This window comes from Chloroflexota bacterium, assembly GCA_016875535.1.
GTDB lineage: Bacteria > Chloroflexota > Dehalococcoidia > SHYB01 > SHYB01 > VGPF01.
The window spans coordinates 126,752-147,860 of the sequence record VGPF01000001.1 but is presented as its reverse complement, the minus strand read 5'-3'; the positions used below and the strand labels follow the sequence as shown (position 1 = coordinate 147,860).

Sequence of the window (21,109 nt, the reverse complement as noted above, 5' to 3'; positions counted from 1 at the left end):
CGCCAGGGTCGTTCGGCGTCTACGTCGTATGAGTCGTCTGGCCGCTACTTCGCGTAGCTCACGGAGCGCGTCTCCCGCACCACCGTCACCTTGATCTGGCCCGGGTAGACCAGCGTGTCCTGGATCTTCTTCGCCACGTCGTGCGCCAGCTTGGCGGCGTTGATATCGTCCACACGCTCCGGCTTCACCAGGATGCGCACCTCGCGCCCGGCCTGGATCGCGAACGATTTCTCCACTCCCTCGAAGCTGTTCGCCGCCGCCTCAAGATCCTGCAGCCGCTTCACGTACAGCTCCGCCGTGTCCCGTCGGGCTCCGGGGCGCGCCCCGCTGATCGCGTCCGCCGCCGCCACCAGAAACGCCTCCACGTTCACCCGGTCGTCCACGTGGTGGTCTTCGATCGCCGCGGCGATCTCCGGCTTGATGCCGTACTTCCGCGCGATCTCGCCGCCGATCTCCGCATGCCCGCCCTCCACTTCGTGGGAGAGCGCCTTCCCAAGGTCGTGCAGCAGCGCGCCTGCCTTGCACACCTGGATGTTCGCGCCGATCTCGGAGGCCATGATCCCGGCCAGATGCGAAACTTCGATGCTGTGCTTCAGCACGTTCTGCCCGTAGCTGGTCCGGTACTTCAGCCTGCCCAGCAGGGCCACCACTTCGCGGCTCAGGCCCAGCACCCCGGCCTCCAGCACCGCCTGCTCGCCCGCCTTCCGCACATCCTCCTCCACCTCCGTCTTCGCCTTGTTCACCATCTCTTCGATGCGCGCCGGGTGGATGCGCCCGTCCAGCATCAGCTTCGTCAGCGCCACCCGCGCCACCTCCCGGCGGATCGGGTCGTAGCAGGAGAGCGTCACCGCCTCCGGCGTGTCGTCAATCACCAGGTCAACGCCCGTCGCCTGCTCCAGGGCGCGGATATTCCGTCCCTCGCGGCCGATGAGCCGTCCCTTCATGTCGTCGCTCGGGATCTGCACCACCGTCACCGTGGATTCCGAGACCACGTCGCTCGTCAGGCGCTGGATCGCAAGCGCGATCGCCTTCCGAGCCCTCATATCCGCTTCCTCGCGGACCTTCTGCTCGATGTCGAAGATGCGCTTCGCGCGCTCATGCTCGAGCGCGTCGTCCACCTTCTTCAACAGCTGGGCCAGCGCCTCTTCCTTCGTCAGGCCGGCCACGCGTTCCAGCTCCGTCACCTGCTTCTTCTTCGTCTCTTCGATCTGCAGGCGGAGCTCGTCTATCCCCTTCTCTTTATCCTGGACTTGTCGTTCGCGGCGGTCTAGGGTCTCCAGCTTCCGGTCGAGGTTGTCTTCTTTTTGCTGGATCCGGCGCTCTTGGCGTTGTATCTCATTGCGTCGCTCTTTGTACTCGTTCTCAGCCTCGGCGCGGACCCTGCTTGCATCAGCCTTCGCTTCCTTGATTATCTCGGCCTGGCGGTTCTCCGTCTCCTTGATAACCTTTTCGGCTTCTTGTCTGGCTGCCTCGATCTTCCGCTTTGAACCCCCAGTGAACAGCGCCGCGAGTGCGCTGAACGGGTTCCACACGGTAGGCTACCACCTTTCTTAACATAAGACCCGCCCATGCTACGGCAGGCCTCATCCCAATACTACGGTCGCGTCGTCCAGAGTGTCAATAATGTCAACCAAACTGGTAAACAATTCTGTTGACACGGGCCGCTCCCCAAACCTAGAATTCCCCCATCCCTCCCGTCTTATGGATACCTATGGCTAACGCACCCGTTCCCGTCCCGGCCGCCGATCAAGAGAGCGCCCCTTTCTGGGAGGGCTGCAATCGCGGCGAACTCCTCTATCAGCGCTGTGGCGCCTGCGGCAAGGCTCGCTTCTATCCCCGTCCCGCCTGCCCCAACTGCGCCTCAGAATCCTTCACGTGGGAAAAGGCAAGCGGCAAGGCCACCCTCTATAGCTGGACCATCATCTACCCGCCCACCCTCCCCGCCTTCAAGGACAAGGTCCCCTATCCCGTCATCCTTGTGGAGCTGGCCGAAGGCGTGCGGATGATCAGCAACATCGTGGACTGCAAGAATGAAGACCTGCGCATCGGCATGCCGTTGGAAGTAACCTTCGAAAAGGTAAGCGATGGCGTGACCCTCCACAGGTTCCGCCCCGCCTCGCGCTGATCCCTTGCCTGCCTCCCCCTCCGCTCGCCGCCGGCCCCCCTTCGCGCGCCTCCTCCCATTCCTCTTTCTTATAGCTGTCGCCTTCCTTCTCTCCCCCGCCCCCCTCGCGCGCGCTCAGGCCACCCCCGCCGCCGACCTCCCGAACCAGAACGCCCGCGCCGTCAGCGGCCCCTATGACATCACAGTCGTCACCCGCGTCAAGAGGCCCACCGCAGGCCTCGGCTCCCGCATCACCGTCCGCGTGCTGGACGCCAAGATCCAACAGCCCCTCGAGGGCGACCTCGATATCGTCTTCATCGGCGTCAGGCCCGATGGCACAACCGCAGGCCGCGTGGAGTTCCCTCAGTTCGTCGCCTTCCCCGAGTTCTATGAATACCCCATCACATTCAATAAGGCGGGCGCGTGGCGCTACACCATTGCCGTCGAAAGCGCCCACGGCCTCGGCACCGTGGACGGCGAGGTCGAAGTCGTCGAGCCGCCCGGCACCGGCGGAGGCGGCGCCGCAGTTTGGGGCGCCGTCATCGTCATCCTCATCGTCGGCGCCTTCCTCCTCTACCGCAGCAACTCCCGCCGCGCCAAGTCGTCACCATAAGCGTTGCGATTGTCCTGCGACTGCCGCTGCCGCGTCTCCACTCGGTGGACCTGTCGCTCTCCGACCCTCAGCCTCTTCCCTCTCTTCCCTGTTCCTTCCTCCCGCCTAGTGCCCCGGCTTCTGGCCCTTCCCCCAATAGACCGTCGTATGCGGGAATGGAATCTCGATCCCCTCCTCGTCGAACGCCTTCTTGATCCGCCGCCTGAACTCTCCTTCGATGTCCCAATGCTTCAGCGGCACCGTCTCCCCTAACACGCGCAGCACCACGCCCGAAGCCGCCAGCTCCTGCACGCGCAGCACTTTGATCTTGGACGTGATCAGCGGCGCGAACGTCGGGTCTGACGATATTTCCTCGCCTACTCGGTTGATGACCGCGATGCACCGGTCTATGTCCTCCTTATAGGCCACCTCCAAGTCCACAGCCATCCGCGCCTTGTCCTTCGTCCGGTTCGTCACCAGCTTGATCTCCCCGTTCGGGATGATATGCACCGCCGCCTCCAGGTCGCGCAGCACCGTCCGCCGCAGCGTCACCTCCTCCACCATCCCGCCGATGCCCGCAACCTGGATCACATCGCCCACGCGGTACTGGTCCTCCAGCAGGATGAACACTCCGGCCAGCACGTCTCGCACCACGTTCTGCGCGCCGAAGCCGATCGCCACGCCCGCGATCCCCGCCGCCGCAAGCACCGGCCCCACGTTCAGCCCGATCTCCGCCAGCACCGCGAACGTCGCCAGCGTCACGATGACGCTCCCAAAGGCGTGGATCGCCACCGATTCCAGCGTCCTCTGCCGCTTGTCTATCTCATCCTTGGTGATCCCGGGCCGCAATTGCTGGCGCACATACTCGCCGATGACATTCGGGATCGCCCGGCGGATGATGCGGATGCCGATCATCGCCGCCAGGATCACGATGCCGATCTTCAGGAACCGCGTGCGGAACCAATCCCCTACCGCGATGCCGCTGTCCTGCAGCTTCTGCAGGAAGTCGGACGTGTCCGCCCCCAGCGAGTTCGCAAGGCTTAGCGATAGCCCCATCAAGATCAGTCCCGTCGCCGCCAGCGTCGCCAGCCGCGCCGTCAGCGGCGCCATGCTCGTCAGGTCTCCGGGGATATAGACGTCTATCCACACGATGAACCGCTTGACCGTGCGCGGCAAATAGATCCACGCGAGAGCCAGCGCCGCGATGGTCAGCGCGACGGCCGCCACAAGCCATTCGATGTTCTTGTCCGCCCGCTCGCTCAGCACGCTTGCCAGGATCGGCGTCGTGATCGCCTGCATCGCACACCTTCCGATTCGTGAATTGCTGTGCAGTAGTATGCCGCGCACGCCGCCGATTGCAAACCCTGCTCCTCGCTCCTTACTTCCTCTTCGCCTCTATGCCCTCTGTGGATGCCTCCTCCGTTCCCCTCTCCCGCTTCCTGTGCTATCCTCCCGCCATGGACTTCGCCTACACCAAGCAGGAGCGCCGCTTCCGGAAAGAGCTCCGCGACTTCCTTGCCAAGGAGGTCCCCCCGGACATCAAGCGCCGCATGCTCGGCCAGATCGAGTCCGAAGACGGCCAGGCCTTCCAGCGCGACTTCGTCAAGAAGCTCGTCGAACGGGATTGGATGGCCGTCTCCTGGCCCAAGGACTACGGCGGCCAGGCCAAGCCCGCCATCGAACAGCTCATCTATTCCTGGGAGCTCTCCTACTACCACATGAGCCCCGGCTCCACCGGTATGTCCGTCGTCGGGCCCACCCTCATCCACTTCGGCACCGATGAGCAGAAGAAAACCTTCCTCCCCCTCATCGCCCGCGGCGAAGTCAACTTCTGCCTCGGCTATACCGAGCCCAACGCCGGCTCAGACCTCGCCTCCCTCCAGACCCGCGCCGATCGCGATGGCGACGACTGGGTCATCAACGGCCAGAAGATCTTCACCAGCGGCGCCGAGCGCGCCGACTATTGCTGGCTCGCCGCACGCACGGACCAATCGGCCCCCAAGCACAAGGGCATCTCGATGTTCCTGGTGGACATGAAACTCCCGGGCATCTCCATCCAGCCCCTCGTCACCCTGGCGGGCTATCGCACCAACATCACCTATTGGGACAACGTCCGCGTCCCCGCCGGCCGCCTCGTCGGCGAAGTGAACCGGGGCTGGTACTACGCCGCCGCCGCCCTGGATTTCGAGCGCATCGCCCTCTTCCCCTGGGGCCGCCTCGAATTCGAGTTCGATGAGCTCGTGCGCTACTGCAAGGAGACCCGCCGCGGCGGCAAGCCTCTCTCCAAAGACTTCGAAGTCCGCAAGCGCATCGCCGCCCTCTCCATCGAGCTCGGCGCCATGAAGCTCCTCGCCATCCGCACCGCCTGGATGATCGGCCGGAACCGCATCCCAAACTATGAAGCCTCCATGCTCAAGATGTTCGCCACGGAGTTCCAACAGCGCCTCAGCAACGCAGGCATGCAGATCGCCGGCCTCTTCGGCCTCCTGCCGGATGGCGCTCCCCGCGCCGCCCTCGATGGCCTCATCAACTACCGCTACCGCTACGCCGTCATGCCCACCTTCGGCGGCGGCTCCAGCGAGCTCATGCGCAACATCATCGCCCAGCGCGGCCTAGGCCTCCCACGATGATTATTCCTGTCACCCTGTCGAAGACTCCGTATACTGCACCGAAGAGCGCTCGCGGTTGTCTTCATCCCGATTCCCCATCAGGACAACCGGGAAGCGAAGGGTCTACTCGTCGCTCACGCCGGCTCTCCACGACCGTTCTCGGCCCTCAGGGCCGCCAAAAAATCAGAGGTGCTATTCCATAATGAAAGAACTCTTGAAATCTCCTAGAGGCCGCCTCGGCGTGGCCGTCACCCTCTTCCTCTTCGTCGGCTTCCTCGTCTGGGCGGGCTACTACTTCGCCAAAGACCACTTCTGGTACGGCATCGCCGCCATCGTCTTCGACCTCTACGTCCTCTGGGAAGGCCTCTCCCTTGCCCGAAGATTCGCCAAGGGCACAAAGCCCAAGAGCGTCGCCTAGCCCTCATGAACCTCGATTGGTCCGAATCCCAAGAGCTCCTCCGCAAGACCGTTCGCGACTTCTTCGCGCGCGAATCGCCTCCGGCGAAAATCAAGCTGCTGGAAAAAACGCCTGCGCGGCACGACCCAGACCTCTGGCGCAAGATGGCCGGCCTCGGCTGGCTCGGCCTCCCCTTCCCCGAGCGGTACGGCGGCTCCGGCGGGACCTTCCTCGATCTCGCCGCTCTCCTGGAGGAGATGGGCCGCGCCGCCATCGTCTCCCCCTTCCTCTCCTCCGTCGCCCTCTCCGGCGACCTCCTCCTCGCCTCCGGCTCCGATGAGCAAAAGGCTCGCCTCCTCCCCGCCATCGCCTCCGGCCAAGCCATCGTCACCCTCGCCCTCTGCGAAGCAGACGCCTCCTATGAAGCCTCCGACGTCCAGCTCACCGCCTCGAGCGCCAGCCCGAGAGGAGGGGCTGCTCCTTCTTCAGATTCCCCCGAAGGCGCCTGGCGACTCTCCGGCACAAAACTCTTCGTCCTCGATGGCCTCTCCGCCACCCACTTCATCGTCGCCGCCCGCACCAAGCCGGGCAAAGGCCCCGCCGGCATCTCCCTCTTCCTGGTGGATGCAGCCTCGCCCGGCATCTCCCTCTCGCCCTTACCCTCCTTCGGCGGCGAAGCCCAGGCCGAAGTCCGCTTCGATAACGTCGCCGTTCCCCGCGATGCCCTCATCGGCCCCCTGGAAAAAGGCTGGCCCCTCATCCGCGGCCTCCTCCGCCGCGGCGCCCTCGCCGCCTGCGCCATGATGGTCGGCGGCGCGCAGCAAGCCTTGGATATGACCGTCGCCTACGCCAAGCAGCGCATCCAGTTCGGCAGGCCCATCGGCAGCTTCCAGGCCATCCAGCACAAGTGCGCCGATATGGCGACCGACGTGGATACCGCGCGCTACCTCACCTACTTCGCCGCCTGGAAACTGGACGCCAAACAGGCCTGCGCCCTAGAGGTCGCACAGGCCAAGGCCTGGCTCAGCGACGCCTACCGCCGCGTCACCCGCGAGGCCCACCAGATCCACGCCGGCATCGCCTATGTGGACGACCACGACCTCCAGCTCTACTTCCGCCGCGCCAAATCCTTCGAACTCCTCTTCGGTGACGCCGACTACCACCTCAACGAAGTCGCCACCCTGCTGCACCTCTGATTCGCGCACGAAGCGCTCCTTGCTGGTTTCATCCCGATTCCGCATGGGACCGCCAGGAAGCGAAGGGTCTACTCGCAGTATGGGGTGCAAGCCCACAGGCTCCCATCGGAAGAGTGCGTCAGTACGGCTTGATCCTCTCCCTCATCTCCCCAACCTTCCCTCCGCAAGCAGCTCGATCGGGTCCCGCAGGTCAACCATTCCCAGATACCCGCCGCCGCGCCCCATCCCGTTATACATCCCGTAACCCAACAGCTCCTGCGCCCGGCGCGGCAGCCTCGCCGCAATCGCCGGCGGCACCGCCAGCACATTATTCTCCTCCGTCCTCAGCCAGCCCGCGCAGTACGAAAGATGCGCCCCGCGTCGGGGCGTCTGCGTCGCGTTCGCCCCTCCGGCGTGGATCGTCCCTCCCGAGTAAACCACCGCCGACCCCGCGGGCATCTCAGCGCACACGATCCGGTCCGGCGGCGGTGCCCTCCGCATCTGCTCCACGGGCGCGAGCCACCGCTCCGGCTCACGGTGGCTCCCCGGCACGATCCGCGTCGCCCCGTTCGCTGCTGTGAAATCCACCAGCGCGATCATGGATGCTACCTGGATCTCCGGGTGCGGGCGCGGCAGGTCGCTCCAGATAACCTCGTCTCGGTGCAGACGCTGCTCCCCCGCGCCGGGCCCGCGCTGGAGGATCTGGCCCAAGTTCAGCTGATACTGCGCGCATGCCGGCAGCAGGATGCGGTCGCAGATCTCCAACAGCATCGGGTGGCACATCACCTCGCTCGCGAACGTCCGCGAAACGCCCGCCGCGCCCTCCACATGCCGCGTCTCCGGCCCGTGAAAGGCCTGCATCACCGGGCTGAACACCGCCCGCCCCGGCTCTGCCGCCGCGATAGCCCCCTCGATCTCCTCGTTCACCCGGGAAAGCGCCTCCCGCGTCAGCAGCCCCTCGATGATCGCCGCCCCGTCCCTCGTGATCGCCTCCACGACGGCCTCCGAAGGACTCTTCGCGCTGAAACGCGCTATCGTTGCCTTCATCTCACCCTCCCGTCGTCTCGTTGTCTCCCAACCGGCGCCGAGTATAACAAAGGCCCGCCCGTTGCTCCGCCGCCTCGATCTCCTCAACCACTCAATCCGTGTAAATCTGTGCGATCTGTGGACGAATTTCTCTCACCCTTCCCCCGCTTGACGATACTGCCTATACTACATAGTAGGAGGTTATACACAACTGTCTCTGCCTGGTGCCCGCGCGGGCGCGTCCGGCGCTGCGCCGCACAAATCCCCCGAGGCCTCGGGGACAAAACCGGCCCAGCGCACCTAAACCAAAGCGCAGGCAGCGACGTTCGAGGGACTCTTCGCTTAAAGCACACCCGGCCCAGCGGCCCGGACCCCTTGCAGGGGCCCGTGCGCTCCTGCAAGACAAACGCCGCAGGCTCACAAGTCGAACCCCGGCCGGCTGACACCTGTCGCCGTGGCGCGTGGGCCATCCCCGTCTCCTGCGATGGGGCGCCATCCGCCTCAGGCGGACGACCGGATTCGAACGGACCGCCCGCGCAAAGAACCTCCAAACGCTAGGCGAAAAGATCACACAAAATCCTCAATATCGGAGGCAAAGCCGATCGGCTCCCGGACTCATCTAAAGCACGCTCCGGATAGCCCCTTCTAACCCCAAAAACTCTAGCCCTAAAATCTGCCCAATCCGCGGAAAAATCCTCCTTCCTGTCTTTGGGTAGGGTTCTGTTCCAGGTTCAGAACCTGCCTACGGGCTCCCCTTCCAATTTCTCCCGGTTTGTGCTAGATTTATGCCAGTTACGCAACAGAGTAGAAAGCCCTCCCCGCGAGGGTTGCCATAAACTCATCTCCAGTGGATGGTCCTCCCATGCCGTTAGACGATACAAAAGTCGCCACAAAAGCCGAAAGTTATACCGCCCAAGACATCACCGTTCTGGAAGGCCTGGAAGCCGTCCGGCGCCGCCCCGGCATGTACATCGGCAGCACCGATGAGCGTGGTCTCCATCACCTCGTCTACGAAATCGTGGACAACTCTGTGGACGAAGCGATGGCCGGCTTCTGCGCCCGCATCGTCGTCAAGCTCGGCAAGGACGGCAGCGTCACCGTCATAGACGATGGCCGAGGCATCCCTATAGACGTCCACAAGGCCACAGGCAAAACCGGCCTCGAGCTGGCCCTTACTCAGCTCCACGCAGGCGCCAAGTTCGGCAGCGGCGGCTACAAAGTCTCCGGCGGTCTCCACGGCGTCGGCGCCCACGTCGTCAACGCCCTCTCAGTGAAGTTCCGCGCCGAAGTCCAGCGCGATGGCCGCCACGTCTTCATGGACTTCTCCCGAGGCGCGCCCCAGGCCAAGATGGCCGACCTGCCTCCCACGGGCGTCCGCGGCACCACCATCACCTTCATCGCCGACCCCCAAATCTTCCCCAATAACACCAACTACGACTACGAGACCCTCGCCCAGCGCTTCCGCGAGCTCTGCTACCTCAACCGCGGCCTCGAGATCCAATTGCTCGATGAGCGAGATGGCCGGGAGGCCACCTTCTACTTCGATGGCGGCGTCGCCAGCTTCGTCCAGCACCTCAACGCCAAGCGCAAGGTCTACAACGAAAAGCCCTTCCACGTCGCCAAGATGATCGAAGGCGCTTTCGTCGAACTGGCCGTCCAGTACAACGACAGCTTCGCCGAAACCCTCCTCGCCTTCGTCAACTGCATCAACACCAGGGACGGCGGCACCCATGTCACCGGCTTCCGCACCGCCCTCACCCGCGCCCTGAACGATTACGCCAAGCGCCAGAAGCTCCTCAAGGACAACGAAGCCGCCCTCACCGGCGAAGACGTCCGCGAAGGCCTCACCGTCGTCATCAGCGTCCGCATCAGCGAGCCCCAGTTCGAAGGCCAGACCAAGGGCAAGCTTGGCAACGCCGAAGTGAAGGGCTACGTGGACACCGTCACCCACGATAGCTTCTCCGCCTGGCTCGACGAGCATCCCGCGGACGCGCGCCGCGTCTTCGAAAAGTGTCTCACCGCCGCCCGCGCCCGCGAAGCCGCCCGCAAGGCCCGCGACCTCGTCCAGCGCAAGTCCGCCCTCGAAGCCGGCACCCTCCCTGGTAAGCTCGCCGATTGCTCCGAGCGCGACCCCGCCAAGAGCGAGATCTACATCGTCGAGGGCGAATCGGCCGGCGGCTCCGCCAAGATGGGCCGCGACCGCAGCTTCCAGGCCATCCTGCCCCTCAAGGGCAAGATCCTCAACGTGGAAAAGGCCCGCCTGGACAAGATGCTCGGCCACGAAGAGATCCGCGCCCTCATCACGGCCCTCGGCACCAGCATCGGCGAGGCCTTCACCGTGGACAGGCTGCGCTACCACCGCGTCATCATCATGACGGACGCCGATGTGGACGGCTCCCACATCCGCACGCTCCTCCTGACCTTCTTCTTCCGCCACATGCCCGAGCTCATCGCCAAAGAATATCTCTATATCGCCCAGCCGCCGCTCTACCGGGTGGCCATCGGCAAGGACAGCCGCTGGGTCTACAGCGATCGTGAGCGCGACCAGGTGGTGGTGGACTTCGCCCTCAAAGATCTGGCCGTCATGCCCAAAGGCAAGGCTCGCCCCGCCGCGCCGGAAAAGCCCGCCAAGGGCAAGGGCGCGAAGGCCCCGGAGGCCGCCGCTCCCGCTCCTGCCCAGGAAGGCCCGCCCGCCGAGGCGATCCTGAACCTCCGCCAGGCCATCGCCGAGCTCGAAGGCAAGGGCTACTCCCGCGACTTCCTCTTCGCCCTCCACAGCAAAGTCGGCTTCGATTCCCTCCAGGGCATCAACTTCACCAAGAAGGAAGATGTTGAAAAGCTGGTCAAGCTCATCCAGTCCCTGCCCCCGGTGAAAGAGGCAAAGCTCCAAGGAGACGGCGCCACCAGCTTCAGCATCGCCATGAAGAACGGCGATCCCCACAGCCCGGTGCATCCCGCCGTGGATCTGAACCTGGTGCAGGGCGGCGCCCTCAAGCGCTTCTATGACGCCTATGCCTCCCTCTCCGCGCTGGATGGCGGCGCGCACGTGGTTATGCGCAAAGACAAAGAGGTCGGCGAGGTGGCCTCCGTCCAGTCCTTCCTCGGCCTCCTCGATACCCTCATCGAATCGGGCATCCGCGGGCTTACCGTCCAGCGCTATAAGGGCTTGGGCGAAATGAACCCCGAACAGCTCTGGGAGAGCACCATGGACCCCGCCTCGCGCACTCTCCTTCGGGTAGGCGTCGAGGATGCCATCAAGGCGGAGGAGGTCTTCACCACCCTCATGGGTGAAGAGGTCCAGCCGCGCAAGCAGTTCATCCACGCTTATGCCAAGCAGGTCAAGAACCTGGATATCTAGTCGTCCGCTCTTCCAGTCAAACAGAAACGGCCCCGGAAATCCGGGGCCGTTTTCGTTCTCTACACGCCTGTCGCTTTCGTTTTACTCGATCCTCCCCTGGCCGTCCGCCTTGAAGAGCGCCTCCACGTCATAGCCCTTGCTGCGCAGATTCTCCACCCCGCCCTGCTGGCGGTCCACCATCACAATCACCTTGGCCACTTTGCACCCGGCGGCTTCGATCGCCTCGATCGCCTTCAGCAAGGAGCCGCCCGTCGTGATCGCATCCTCCACCACCGCCACGCGCGCACCCTTCGCCGTCGGCAGATTCCCCTCGATAAGCTGGCCCGTCCCGTGGGCCTTCCTCTCAGAGCGAACGTAGAAGCCCGGCAGGGCGCGTCTCCTCTGGTACGAGGCGATCTGCGCCGCAGTGACGATCGGGATAGCGCCGGTTGCGGGCCCGCCGATGGCCTCCGCCTTCGCCTCCTGGGCGATCTCCTCCACCAGCGCGCCGACGAGCGCCACGCCCTCTGCGTCGTTCGTCACCTTGCGCCCATCGAAATAGATGGTGCTCCTTTGTCCTGAGGCGAGGGTGAAGTCGCCGCGAAGGACGGCCTTCGCCGCGATGATTTCCCTGAGGCGCTGGCGGCGCGGGTCCTGTGGATCAAGAGGCACGCCGGGCCTTCTCCGCTTTCCATTGGCGATACGAGGTCTCCAGGTTCAGCCACGTCTGGGCGCTGGACCCGAACGCTCCTGAGAGACCTTTCGCGATTTCCGGCGTGACGGCCACCTTCGCATCAATGAGGTCCTGCGCACGACGCGAGCCGAGACCGGACTTCTCTGCAAAATATTCGATGGACCGCTTCCTGGCCTTGGGTTCATCCTCGATAAACTCGCCTGGGGGAAATTCCTCTGCTCGTCTCAATTTCTTCATGGAGACCTCTAGTGATAGTCCTCTATCGCTATGACCGTCACTGCCTTATCGCTTCCTGTTCCTTCCATCTCGATTATCAACCGAAGCCGGTCATTGAGGCGCAACTAATGCTGGTGCCGGCGTTGACCTTTTAGCCGCTTGTAGCACAGGGCCCGGCGCGCATACAGGTCACGCTCGTCAGCGGCATCTCGTAACAACTGTATCGTCTTACGGTAGGTCTTCACAACCCCCGGAGGGATTCTGCCCGTGTATTGTACCTCAGAGGCCAGCCGTGCGAGGTGCCTGTCCGCAAAGTAGATTTGCATGTGCGGCGTCCACTTTGCTATCTGTACAGTCTGTGCTTCGCGATATAGGCCGAAACCGGGCCGGGGACGCGATAGGCGATGGAACGCCCAGAGGCGACGCGCCTCCTGATGTCCGTCGCGCTGATGTCTATATTCGTCGTCTCGATGACGTCCACGCGCCGCCTGGCCCCAGGGAGCGCTCGATCTAGGCGGGCCAGCGCCCGCTTAGTGGGGATGCCCGGTCGCGCCAGGGCAGCGATGCGGCAAAGGCTGAGGAGTTGTTTACTGTTGTGCCACTTGGGAAGGTCGTTCAGGGAGTCCATGCCCATGATGAAGAGCAGTTCGCAGCTCGACCCGCGCGCCTTCCTGATATCACTGGTGCTGTCCACGGCGTAAGACGGCCCCGGGCGTTCGATATCCACGGCGGAAACGGTGAAGCGCGGGTTGCCCTTGATCGCCAGGCGGACCATGGCAAGGCGATCCTTGGCGGAGGCAAGCTCCTTCGCCTCCTTCATCCAGGGGCGCGCCGCCGGGACAAAGATGACCTCGTCCAGGCCAAGCTGTTCGCGGGCCTCCTCGGCGATGATGAGGTGGCCCAGGTGTATGGGATTGAAGGTGCCGCCTAAGATGCCGCAGCGCATAGGCCTACCATTCTAATTCCACGCCGCCGAAGCGCACTCTATCGCCGATGTCTATGCCCAGCTCCTCCAGGGCCCGGCTGACGCCCAGGCGGTCAAGTTGAACCTTTGCCTGGACACGCCCTGCCCAATGCCTAAGGTCGCTCCCCAGGATCAGCCGGATTGCGCGCGGCTCGTCCACAATGTAGACATCGCCCTCTTTGTGCGCCTTTGGCTTCGGAGGAGGCTCTTCGGCCACAACCGCTATCGGCTCTGCGACGGCCTCTTTCTCCCGCTCCGCCTCCTCCGCGCGGGCCTCTACCACCCTTTGGGCGACGACTTCCATCAATTGCTTCACGCCGACATTTCCAGCGGCCGAGATGAAATAGAGCTGAGAACCAAACTTTCGGAGGGCCTCCCGTATCTCCTTCCGGCTCCCGTCCACCTCCGGCATGTCTACCTTGTTCACAACGAAGATCTGCGGCTTCTCCTGGAGGCCAGCCCCATACTCGCGCAGTTCGGAGTTTATTTCCCGGACGGCCTCGGCGATGTCTTCCAGAGAGCCGTCCACAAGGTGTAGCAGGAGGCGTGTACGGGTTGCGTGCCGGAGGAACTCATGGCCGAGGCCTACTCCTGCATGCGCGCCCTTGATGAGGCCTGGAATCTCAGCAAGCACGAAGTTCGTGTCCCCGACTGTGACAACTCCAAGCATGGGTTCCAGTGTGGTGAAGGGGTAGGGCGCTATTTTCGGCTGGGCCTTGGTAGCGGCCGCCAGCAGGGTAGACTTTCCTGCGTTCGGCCTCCCGATGATTCCCACATCAGCAAGCAGTTTTAGTTCAAGCTTGTACTTTGCCTTCTCTCCAGGTTCTCCGCGCTCAGCGATGTAAGGCACCTGTTGCGTGGGCGTTGCATAGGTAGCGTTCCCTCTGCCTCCTTTTCCACCCCTGGCAATCCGAAGGGTCTCCCCTTCCTTCAGCAATTCTCCGTACTTCTGGAGTTCCCGTGCATCCGTATGCCTCCAAATCACGGTTCCGAGCGGCACTTCGATTGTGACGTCTTCTCCCGACTTCCCGAACTTGTTATTACTGCTGCCAGCATCCCCCGGCTTAGCCTTGAACTCCCTCTTGTACCGAAAGGCACGCAAGGTTGCCTCCTGCGCGGAGGCCTTCAGAAAGATACTTCCACCCCGGCCTCCATCTCCCCCATCAGGACCGCCGCGAGGGATGTTTTTCTCCCGTCGGAAGCTGATCGCTCCACTGCCTCCATCTCCGGCAGTCGCAACGATTTCTAGAATGTCTATCATAGTTGTTTTCTAAAGAAGATAGATCATTTCTATATATAGTAGTAGCGTTAATAAGCCTGTGCGCGCTGTGCTCATTATAGGATGACTGCAGGAGTGGCTCGCGAGTTCTAGTGTGCGCAGAGAAGTGCGAACTGTGCAGGGTGTCCCTAACGCGGGAACTGCGACGAGCTAAGAGGTGGAGAGGAGGCAGGAAACGCACAGAAAAACAGGGTTATGCACAACAAGGGGCCACTTACGCACAGTCGCGGGCCGGGTTAGGCAGACTGGCTACGACGCTGATCCATGGAGTCGCGAACCTCGCCGATCTGCTTGCGAAGCTCCGCGTCCAAGTTGAGCTCGTAGGCGATCTTATCGTGCGCGCGAAGGACCGTGCTGTGTCCGCGTTCGCCGAGGAGCTGGCCGATCTCGGCAAGGGAGCGATTGGTATCTTCGCGGAGGAGGTAGGCGGCGACCTGGCGCGCGTGGGCGATGTTTTTCTTGCGCGTCTTCGCGCGAAGATCGTCCGGCGTGAGGCCGAAGTAGGCGGCGGTTGCGGAGACGATCTCCTGCGGGTTCGCGGTGGCAGGGCGCTTTGCGACTGTGGGCAGATCAGCGACGGCCTGGGCCGCGAGATCGAGGGTAAGCGGCTGGTTCGTGAGCTGTGCCATGGCGAGGAGGCGGTTGAAGGCGCCCTCCATCTCGCGGATGTTGCGGGGGACCTTGCGGGCGATGAAGTCCACCACGTCCGGCGGCACGGCGATATGCATCTGCTGGGCCTTCTTGGTGAGGATGGCCATCCGCGTCTCAAGATCGGGAGGGAGAATCTCCGCGCGAAGGCCGCCCTCCAGCCTGGAGAGGAAGCGGTCCTCCAGCAGGGGCAGCGACCGGGGAAGGGCATCGCTGGAAATGACGATCTGCTTGCTTGCGAGGTGCAGGTCGTTGAAGGTGTGGAAGAAGGTCTCCCGGGAATGTTCCTTGCCGGCGATGAACTGGATATCGTCAATGAGGAGCACATCAATACTGCGATATTTCTCCCGGAACTCCTCGACGCGCGATTCGCGCAGGGCGGAGACGAAGTCGTTGGTGAACTGCTCCGCGCTCACATAGAGATATTGCAGGCCCTTGCTCTGCACGTGATGGGCGATGGCGTGCAGGAGATGCGTTTTCCCCAGGCCGACGCCGGAATGGATGACGAGCGGGTTGTAGCTGTGCCCCGGATTTTCAGCGACGGCGACGGCGGCGGCGTGAGCGAAATGGTTCGATTTGCCAACGACGAAACTGGCGAAGGTATAGCGCGGATTGAGGCTGTTCCCCTGGGGGCGCGAGCGCTCTCTGGCGGGAGCGGCTGGAGCAGGCGCGCGCAACGAGAGTCCGCCATCGTCCTGCGCCGCGATTCCTGCATGAACGACTCGGTAGGTGACTGTAACCTCTCGCTGGAGAAGCGCCTTGAGGGTTTTGTGGATGATCGGCGTCATCCGCTTCTCAAGACACTCCGCCACGAAAGCGGAGGGAGCGCCTACGGTGAAGACGTCCCCGCTATATTCCAGTCCTACCGTGTCCTTCAGCCAGGTTTCGTAGTTGTGACGAGTGACTTCGACTTGGAGACGCCCGAGGGCGGTCTCCCAGACTTCGCGGGCGAGCCGCACGATCAAGGAAAACTCCAAAAACCAGAGGGAGTGGAAAAGTCCGTGGCACAAGGTACAGCAGTGACAGGATGCGGTCAAGTCATTTCGTCGCGAGTTTTCTAGAGAAATGCGCATGCTCACGAAACGACAAACGAAACGCACACAATCGCCACGAGCGCGTTCGTGCGCAAAAACATCACGAGAGCCGTTTGTCCCCGGGAAATCGTCGCTCTATAATCGTCTGACGATGGCGCGCGTCATTTTCATGGGAACGCCGGATTTCGCAGTGCCTGCGCTCGAGCAGCTCGTTCGAGGAGGCAGCGAAGTCGTTGCCGTCTATGCCCAGCCGGACCGTCCGTCCGGGCGCGGACGGCAAATCGAAGAGACGCCGGTGAAGCGGCGCGCGCTGCAGCTCGGCTTGCGCGTCTGCACGCCGAAGACCCTTCGCGCCCCTGAAGCGATTGACGAGCTGCGGAGCTTTTCCCCCGAGGTGCTTGTGGTCGCCGCGTACGGAAAGATCCTGCCGCAGGCTGTTCTGGACGCCGCGCCCAAAGGGGCGCTCAACATCCACCCATCGCTCCTGCCGAAGTACCGGGGGCCTTCGCCCCTGGCAGCGGCGATCCTTGCGGGGGATCGGGAGACGGGCGTCACCATCATGCTGCTCGATGCCGGGATGGACACGGGCCCGGTTCTCGCGCAGCGGCGAACGCCGATCCATGATGACGACACGACGGGAAGCCTTGGCGAGCGGCTTGCCCGAGAGGGCGCGGAACTGCTAACGGAGACGCTCTCGCTGTGGCTTGCCGGGAGCATTTCTCCCCGGGCGCAGGACGAGCGCGAGGCGACTGTGACGAAGCTCGTGGAGAAGGAAGACGGGCGGATCGAATGGTCGCGCCTGGCGCGGGAGTTGTGGCTGCAGACGCGGGCGTACAGTCCGTGGCCCGGCAGCTTCACCACATGGCGAGGCGCGAATGTGAAGATCCTGCAAGCCCGACCGCTTGATGGCGTGTACGGCGCGCCTGGAGCGATAGTGCTCCTAAATGCTACCGGGGACGGAGAGAGGGGAAGGCAGTTGGCCATCTGCGCGGGAAGCGGAGCGCTGGTCGTGGAGCGACTGCAGCTTGAAGGCAAGCGCGCGATGACGGCGCAGGAGTTCCTGGCGGGGCGGCCCGATTTTCCCGGAGAACGGCTCCCGAGCTAGAGCTACTTCTTCTCCGGCTTGGCAGGAGCGCCCTTCGCGGGAGCGGCGCCCTTGGCGGCGGGGGCGGCAGGAGCAGCGCCTTTCGCCGGCGCGGCAGCTCCGCCCTTTGCCGCAGGAGCGGCGCCTTTGGCGGGAGCGGCAGCGCCACCTTTGGCAGCGGGCGCTGCGCCCTCGGCAGTCTTTTCGCCTGCGGGAGCGGCGGCCCCTTCCGCCGGGGCAGCGCCTTCGGCGGCGGCCACGGGAGCCTCTTCGATCTCTTTGACCTTCTGGACGAAGGCCACTTTCGCCACGGCCTGGGAGGGCTTGGTCAGCATCGTGACCCGCTCAGGGACGGGGAGCGCCGAGGCCTTCACGTCGTCACCGAGCTTGTGCAGGTCTGTGCAGTCAATCGTGATGCTGACCGGCAGATCGGCGGGGAGACATTCGACTTCAAGAGCCGGAATCATGATGGCGACGCGGAGCTCGTTCTTCGCCAGGTTCGGGTCAACGTTCTTCACGGTGAGGGGAACGCGCCCGCGCATCTTGCGGGCAGGGTCCACGTGATAGAAATCAACGTGGACGATCTCTTCGGTCAGCGGGTCGCGCTGGATGTTCCAGATGAAGGCGCTGCGCTCAACGGACTCGCCGTGGACCTTGAGAGAGACGAGGCTGTTCCGCGAGGTGGTGGCAACTGCCTTGACAAGGCTCTTGGCGTCAACCTGCAGGGAGGAGGAGACCATCCCGGCGCCATAGAGATTGGCGGGGACAAAGCCCGCTCGCCGCAGATAGCGGCTCTTTTTGCCGGTCAACGCGCGCGCACGAACATCTAAGGTTAGTTGAGCCATGGTTCCACACTCGCGGAGGGGGTGCAAACGAGCATCAAGAATACCGCAACCGGGCCTCTGCTGCAACCGCGCTCCTGGAGGGCCTATACTGAAGGCGCGCCTTGGAGAGCGCCCCATGGCCGCTTCCTTTTCTACAGTAACGCGCAGACATAACGCGATCCTCGCCCTCTATAACCCAGGCTATCGCTGGCTGTGGTTCGCTTCGTTCTTCACCTGGAGCGCGCTGCAGATGCAAGGGCTGGCCCGGGGCTACCTGGCCCGCGACCTGACAGAGGACCCCTTCACTATCACCGCCGTCTTTGCGATGGGATCAGCCCCCATCATCTTTGCCCCCTTCGCGGGCGCTCTCGCCGACCGGGTGGACCGCAAGCTTCTCGTCGCTGCCGCAGAGACGCTGAACCTGGGCGTGACGCTCATTACAGCGATTCTGGTCACAACCGGCGGCATCAGCGTCCCGGCCCTGATGGTCCTGGGCTTTATCAGTGGCTTCCTCATGGGCGTAACCCTCCCCGCGCGCCAGGCGATGATCGCCGACCTGGTCGCGCCGGAGGCCGCGCCGAACGGCCTGGTGCTGTTCAACGGCGTCTTCAACGTCACCATGATCGCAGGCCCGGCCATCGCGGGATTCATCGTGAGCGGCGGCGGCGTTGAGGCCGCCTACTACACCGCCCTGGCGGTGAACGTGGTCGGCCTGCTCCTTGTGCTGCGGGTTCCCAGGCTGCCGCCTTCGCGAAAGGTCAGCGGCCAATCGGCCATGCAGACCTTTGTGGACGGGTTCCGATATATAGGAAAGACGCCGTTCCTGGCGCAGTTGCTCATCGGCGCGGGTCTGGTTACGATGTTTTCCGCGCCCTACCAATCGCTCCTGCCCATCTTCCAGCGGGACGTGCTGAAGGTAGACGCCTCCGGGCTCGGCTGGCTTCAGACCGCCACGGGCATCGGCGGGCTCATCGCGGCGGCGGCCCTCGCCGTGAGCGCCTCCCGTTCCCGGAACACGGGGTGGATGCTCTTCTTCGGCGTCCTCTCGGGCCTGTGCGTAGCGGGCTTTGCGCGCTCGGAGCTCTTCCTGCTCTCCGTCTTCCTCATGTTCCTCGTCGGGTTCTTCCAGTCCCTCTATATGATCATCAACATGACGCTGGTTCAGGTGGTGACGACGAAGGAGTTTCAGGGAAGGGTCTTCTCCATCCGCATCGTAATCTGGGGCGTCGCGCCCCTCGGACAGCTGGCCGTGGGCGGCTTGGCGAACGCCTATTCCCCGCAGACGGCGCTGGCGATCTTCGGCCTCTCAGCGGCCGCCACCCAGGTGGGGATGATCTTCCGGCTGCGCGGCGCACGAGAGCCTGAAGGCGGCGCCGCTACGCGGCCGGGAGGGTGAAGCGGAAGACGGAGCCCTTCCCGAGATCGCTCTCGGCCCAGATGATGCCGCCGTGCGCCTGGACGATGTGCTTGCAGAGAGCCAACCCCAGCCCCGCGCCTTTGCTCGCCCGGGAGCGATCGGCCTTGTAGAAGCGCTCGAAGACATGCGGCAGGTCTTCGGAGGCGATGCCCTCGCCCGCATCGCGCACAGAGATTTCCACGAACGCGCCCGACACGCGCGCCGTGACGGAGACGGAACGTTCTTTAGGCGTGTACTTCATCGCGTTGTCCAGCAGATTCATGAGGACGCGGTGGATAGCGGCGCTGTCTGCCACGACAGCCGGCAGCCCCTCGGCGAGGTCAACGTTCACCTGGAGGCCCAGCCTCTCCGCCTGCGGCTGGATGCGATGCACGGCCTCCCGGATAAGTTCGGCAGCGGCGCGCGGGGCCAGATCGAACTGGACGCGCCCGGTCTCGATGCGGGATAGGTCAAGGAGCTGCTGGACGATCTCCGTGAGGTGGTCCACTTCCACGTTGATACGGGAGAGGAAGTCCTTAGCGGCAGCCTGGTCTTGGAGCGCGCCGCCCTCGAGCGTTTCCACAGCGGCCTTGACTGAGGCGAGCGGCGTGCGCAATTCGTGGGAGATATTGGCGACGAAGTCCTTGCGCATCGCCTCCAGTCGTTGGATCTCCGTCAGGTCTTGGGCCAGGACAAGGACGCCCAACTCCGATTCGAAGCGGATGGGCGTGGCGGTCACGTTGAGGAGCCGCCGCTCCGAGCCGAACTCCAGGTGGCGGGACTGGCGGCGCCCCTCGGCTCCGGCGGCGTTCGCCAGGCGGCCGATATCATGGTCGCGCACGACCGCCATGAGGCGCGCGCCCACCACGCCGCCCGACGTCGCGGCGAAGAGGCGGACCGCCGCCGGATTCGCGACGCGCACGATGTCTCCAGCGTCCACCAGCAGAAGGGCGTCCGCCATGCTGTTGATGATCGTCCCCAGCGTATCGCGCTCCGCATAGCCGATGCGGACCTGCTTCTCCAGGCTGTCCGCCATCTCGTTGATCGCCAGGGCCAGCGGCTCCGCCTCCGCGACCACCGGCTCGGAGACGCGCTCGCTCAATGCGCCGCCGGAGAGGCGCGTGGTGACATCGGCCAGCTGCCGGAGGGAGCGGCGCAGCATCCCCGTGATCCACAGGGCGGCAGCCACCAAGACGGCGAGGGCGATGGCCCCGCTGATCAGGAGCGGCGCAGCCACGCCGCCGCCTGCGGCGCCGATGGAGGCGGCGGGCGCGGAGGCCCGAACAGCGCCGACGATCCGGTCATCGAGGCCGCGCAGGGGAACCGCCAGGTACAGGCGGCGCTCCCCGGTGTCAGGACTGAGGCGCATCGAGCGGCCTTCGCCCCCGGAAAGGGCCGCCGCAACCTCCGGAGCGTCGCGGAGACTCAGGGAGGCCTGAGCGTTCGAGGCGAAGACGAGGGACCCGTCTGCGCGGACGATGGCCGCGTCGCTCTTGCCGTCGAGAAGGGAAGCGCTGGCCGCCATGAGGAGCACATCGCGACGCGGGTCGTTGAGAGCAAAGCTCGCAGCGGCGGAGAGGCCGCGGGCCTCCGCCGAGAGGCGCTTCTCCAGCGCCGCTTCCGCGTTATCGCGGGCGCGCCCGGCGAGGATGACGCCGAGGACGATGAGGACGACGATCAGCGGAAGCAGGATGACGGGGAAGGCGCGCCAGAAGAGACTCCTTGGCATG

At 64.2% G+C, this 21,109-nt stretch carries 19 protein-coding genes; 8 read left to right on the top strand and 11 right to left on the bottom strand.

Annotation, left to right across the window (positions count from 1 at the left end; translation table 11 throughout):
• Nucleotides 1-44 precede the first annotated feature (44 nt).
• The gene (rny, locus tag FJ039_00715; GenBank protein ID MBM4404696.1) at nucleotides 45-1,532 is read right to left on the bottom strand and encodes a ribonuclease Y; all 1,488 of its coding nucleotides are present in this window, start codon (nucleotides 1,530-1,532) and stop codon (nucleotides 45-47) included.
• 179 nt (nucleotides 1,533-1,711) lie between these two features.
• On the opposite strand from rny, the gene FJ039_00710 reads away from it, so the two are divergent.
• Nucleotides 1,712-2,125, top strand: coding sequence for a Zn-ribbon domain-containing OB-fold protein (locus FJ039_00710; GenBank protein MBM4404695.1), 414 nt, complete (start codon nucleotides 1,712-1,714; stop codon nucleotides 2,123-2,125).
• Between the two features lie 4 nt (nucleotides 2,126-2,129).
• Complete coding sequence (locus tag FJ039_00705) at nucleotides 2,130-2,717, top strand: hypothetical protein (protein ID MBM4404694.1); 588 nt, start codon at nucleotides 2,130-2,132, stop codon at nucleotides 2,715-2,717.
• 105 nt (nucleotides 2,718-2,822) lie between these two features.
• Here the strand turns inward: FJ039_00705 and FJ039_00700 are convergent, their stop codons facing one another.
• Nucleotides 2,823-3,995, bottom strand: a complete 1,173-nt coding sequence (locus FJ039_00700) for a mechanosensitive ion channel family protein (protein ID MBM4404693.1) — start codon at nucleotides 3,993-3,995, stop codon at nucleotides 2,823-2,825.
• A gap of 56 nt (nucleotides 3,996-4,051) precedes the next feature.
• Between FJ039_00700 and FJ039_00695 the strand changes: the two genes are divergently transcribed.
• The 3 genes from FJ039_00695 to FJ039_00685 all read left to right on the top strand — a co-directional run bounded on the left by FJ039_00695 (nucleotide 4,052) and on the right by FJ039_00685 (nucleotide 6,898).
• Nucleotides 4,052-5,326: an acyl-CoA dehydrogenase gene (locus tag FJ039_00695; protein ID MBM4404692.1), complete on the top strand. Its 1,275-nt coding sequence runs from the start codon at nucleotides 4,052-4,054 to the stop codon at nucleotides 5,324-5,326.
• 193 nt (nucleotides 5,327-5,519) lie between these two features.
• On the top strand, nucleotides 5,520-5,723 hold the full coding sequence (locus FJ039_00690; GenBank protein ID MBM4404691.1) for a hypothetical protein: 204 nt from the start codon (nucleotides 5,520-5,522) through the stop codon (nucleotides 5,721-5,723).
• Nucleotides 5,724-5,728: 5 nt separating this feature from the next.
• Nucleotides 5,729-6,898 carry an acyl-CoA dehydrogenase gene (locus FJ039_00685; protein MBM4404690.1) on the top strand — a complete coding sequence of 390 codons (1,170 nt, stop codon included), beginning with the start codon at nucleotides 5,729-5,731 and terminating at the stop codon, nucleotides 6,896-6,898.
• 141 nt (nucleotides 6,899-7,039) lie between these two features.
• On the opposite strand, the gene FJ039_00680 is transcribed toward FJ039_00685, so the two are convergent.
• On the bottom strand, nucleotides 7,040-7,924 hold the full coding sequence (locus FJ039_00680) for a mitomycin antibiotic biosynthesis protein (protein ID MBM4404689.1): 885 nt from the start codon (nucleotides 7,922-7,924) through the stop codon (nucleotides 7,040-7,042).
• A gap of 841 nt (nucleotides 7,925-8,765) precedes the next feature.
• On the opposite strand from FJ039_00680, the gene gyrB reads away from it, so the two are divergent.
• Nucleotides 8,766-11,261, top strand: a complete 2,496-nt coding sequence (gyrB, locus tag FJ039_00675) for a DNA topoisomerase (ATP-hydrolyzing) subunit B (GenBank protein ID MBM4404688.1) — start codon at nucleotides 8,766-8,768, stop codon at nucleotides 11,259-11,261.
• A gap of 81 nt (nucleotides 11,262-11,342) precedes the next feature.
• On the opposite strand, the gene pyrE is transcribed toward gyrB, so the two are convergent.
• The 6 genes from pyrE to dnaA all read right to left on the bottom strand — a co-directional run bounded on the left by pyrE (nucleotide 11,343) and on the right by dnaA (nucleotide 16,114).
• Nucleotides 11,343-11,942: an orotate phosphoribosyltransferase gene (gene pyrE / locus FJ039_00670; GenBank protein MBM4404687.1), complete on the bottom strand. Its 600-nt coding sequence runs from the start codon at nucleotides 11,940-11,942 to the stop codon at nucleotides 11,343-11,345.
• On the bottom strand, nucleotides 11,902-12,171 hold the full coding sequence (locus tag FJ039_00665) for a transcriptional regulator (protein MBM4404686.1): 270 nt from the start codon (nucleotides 12,169-12,171) through the stop codon (nucleotides 11,902-11,904). Before FJ039_00665 ends, pyrE begins: the two co-directional genes overlap by 41 nt.
• Nucleotides 12,172-12,275: 104 nt before the next feature.
• On the bottom strand, nucleotides 12,276-12,476 hold the full coding sequence (locus FJ039_00660; GenBank protein ID MBM4404685.1) for a hypothetical protein: 201 nt from the start codon (nucleotides 12,474-12,476) through the stop codon (nucleotides 12,276-12,278).
• Between the two features lie 17 nt (nucleotides 12,477-12,493).
• Nucleotides 12,494-13,096 carry a nicotinate-nucleotide adenylyltransferase gene (locus tag FJ039_00655; GenBank protein MBM4404684.1) on the bottom strand — a complete coding sequence of 201 codons (603 nt, stop codon included), beginning with the start codon at nucleotides 13,094-13,096 and terminating at the stop codon, nucleotides 12,494-12,496.
• Between the two features lie 4 nt (nucleotides 13,097-13,100).
• Complete coding sequence (gene obgE, locus FJ039_00650; protein MBM4404683.1) at nucleotides 13,101-14,375, bottom strand: GTPase ObgE; 1,275 nt, start codon at nucleotides 14,373-14,375, stop codon at nucleotides 13,101-13,103.
• A gap of 254 nt (nucleotides 14,376-14,629) precedes the next feature.
• Nucleotides 14,630-16,114 carry a chromosomal replication initiator protein DnaA gene (dnaA, locus tag FJ039_00645; protein ID MBM4404682.1) on the bottom strand — a complete coding sequence of 495 codons (1,485 nt, stop codon included), beginning with the start codon at nucleotides 16,112-16,114 and terminating at the stop codon, nucleotides 14,630-14,632.
• 112 nt (nucleotides 16,115-16,226) lie between these two features.
• Here dnaA and FJ039_00640 point away from each other — a divergent pair, with 112 nt between their 5' ends.
• Nucleotides 16,227-17,180, top strand: coding sequence for a methionyl-tRNA formyltransferase (locus tag FJ039_00640; protein MBM4404681.1), 954 nt, complete (start codon nucleotides 16,227-16,229; stop codon nucleotides 17,178-17,180).
• A 2-nt stretch (nucleotides 17,181-17,182) separates the two neighbouring features.
• On the opposite strand, the gene FJ039_00635 is transcribed toward FJ039_00640, so the two are convergent.
• The gene (locus FJ039_00635) at nucleotides 17,183-18,121 is read right to left on the bottom strand and encodes a 50S ribosomal protein L25 (GenBank protein ID MBM4404680.1); all 939 of its coding nucleotides are present in this window, start codon (nucleotides 18,119-18,121) and stop codon (nucleotides 17,183-17,185) included.
• On the opposite strand from FJ039_00635, the gene FJ039_00630 reads away from it, so the two are divergent.
• On the top strand, nucleotides 18,003-19,379 hold the full coding sequence (locus FJ039_00630; protein MBM4404679.1) for an MFS transporter: 1,377 nt from the start codon (nucleotides 18,003-18,005) through the stop codon (nucleotides 19,377-19,379). The genes FJ039_00635 and FJ039_00630 overlap by 119 nt on opposite strands.
• Here the strand turns inward: FJ039_00630 and FJ039_00625 are convergent.
• Complete coding sequence (locus tag FJ039_00625) at nucleotides 19,360-21,108, bottom strand: HAMP domain-containing protein (GenBank protein ID MBM4404678.1); 1,749 nt, start codon at nucleotides 21,106-21,108, stop codon at nucleotides 19,360-19,362. The genes FJ039_00630 and FJ039_00625 overlap by 20 nt on opposite strands.
• Between the last annotated feature and the right edge of the window lies 1 nt (nucleotide 21,109).

Excerpts from the sequence above, each read along its gene's own strand:
- FJ039_00710 (MBM4404695.1), top strand. The coding sequence starts at position 1,712 with ATGGCTAACGCACCCGTTCCCGTCCCGGCCGCCGATCAAGAGAGCGCC.
- FJ039_00700 (MBM4404693.1), bottom strand. The coding sequence starts at position 3,995 with ATGCAGGCGATCACGACGCCGATCCTGGCAAGCGTGCTGAGCGAGCGG.
- FJ039_00685 (MBM4404690.1), top strand. The coding sequence starts at position 5,729 with ATGAACCTCGATTGGTCCGAATCCCAAGAGCTCCTCCGCAAGACCGTT.
- FJ039_00680 (MBM4404689.1), bottom strand. The coding sequence starts at position 7,924 with ATGAAGGCAACGATAGCGCGTTTCAGCGCGAAGAGTCCTTCGGAGGCC.
- gyrB (MBM4404688.1), top strand. The coding sequence starts at position 8,766 with ATGCCGTTAGACGATACAAAAGTCGCCACAAAAGCCGAAAGTTATACC.
- FJ039_00665 (MBM4404686.1), bottom strand. The coding sequence starts at position 12,171 with ATGAAGAAATTGAGACGAGCAGAGGAATTTCCCCCAGGCGAGTTTATC.
- FJ039_00660 (MBM4404685.1), bottom strand. The coding sequence starts at position 12,476 with ATGCAAATCTACTTTGCGGACAGGCACCTCGCACGGCTGGCCTCTGAG.
- FJ039_00655 (MBM4404684.1), bottom strand. The coding sequence starts at position 13,096 with ATGCGCTGCGGCATCTTAGGCGGCACCTTCAATCCCATACACCTGGGC.
- obgE (MBM4404683.1), bottom strand. The coding sequence starts at position 14,375 with ATGATAGACATTCTAGAAATCGTTGCGACTGCCGGAGATGGAGGCAGT.
- dnaA (MBM4404682.1), bottom strand. The coding sequence starts at position 16,114 with ATGCGCATTTCTCTAGAAAACTCGCGACGAAATGACTTGACCGCATCC.
- FJ039_00640 (MBM4404681.1), top strand. The coding sequence starts at position 16,227 with ATGGCGCGCGTCATTTTCATGGGAACGCCGGATTTCGCAGTGCCTGCG.
- FJ039_00630 (MBM4404679.1), top strand. The coding sequence starts at position 18,003 with ATGGTTCCACACTCGCGGAGGGGGTGCAAACGAGCATCAAGAATACCG.
- FJ039_00635 (MBM4404680.1), bottom strand. The coding sequence starts at position 18,121 with ATGGGGCGCTCTCCAAGGCGCGCCTTCAGTATAGGCCCTCCAGGAGCG.
- FJ039_00625 (MBM4404678.1), bottom strand. The coding sequence starts at position 21,108 with ATGCCAAGGAGTCTCTTCTGGCGCGCCTTCCCCGTCATCCTGCTTCCG.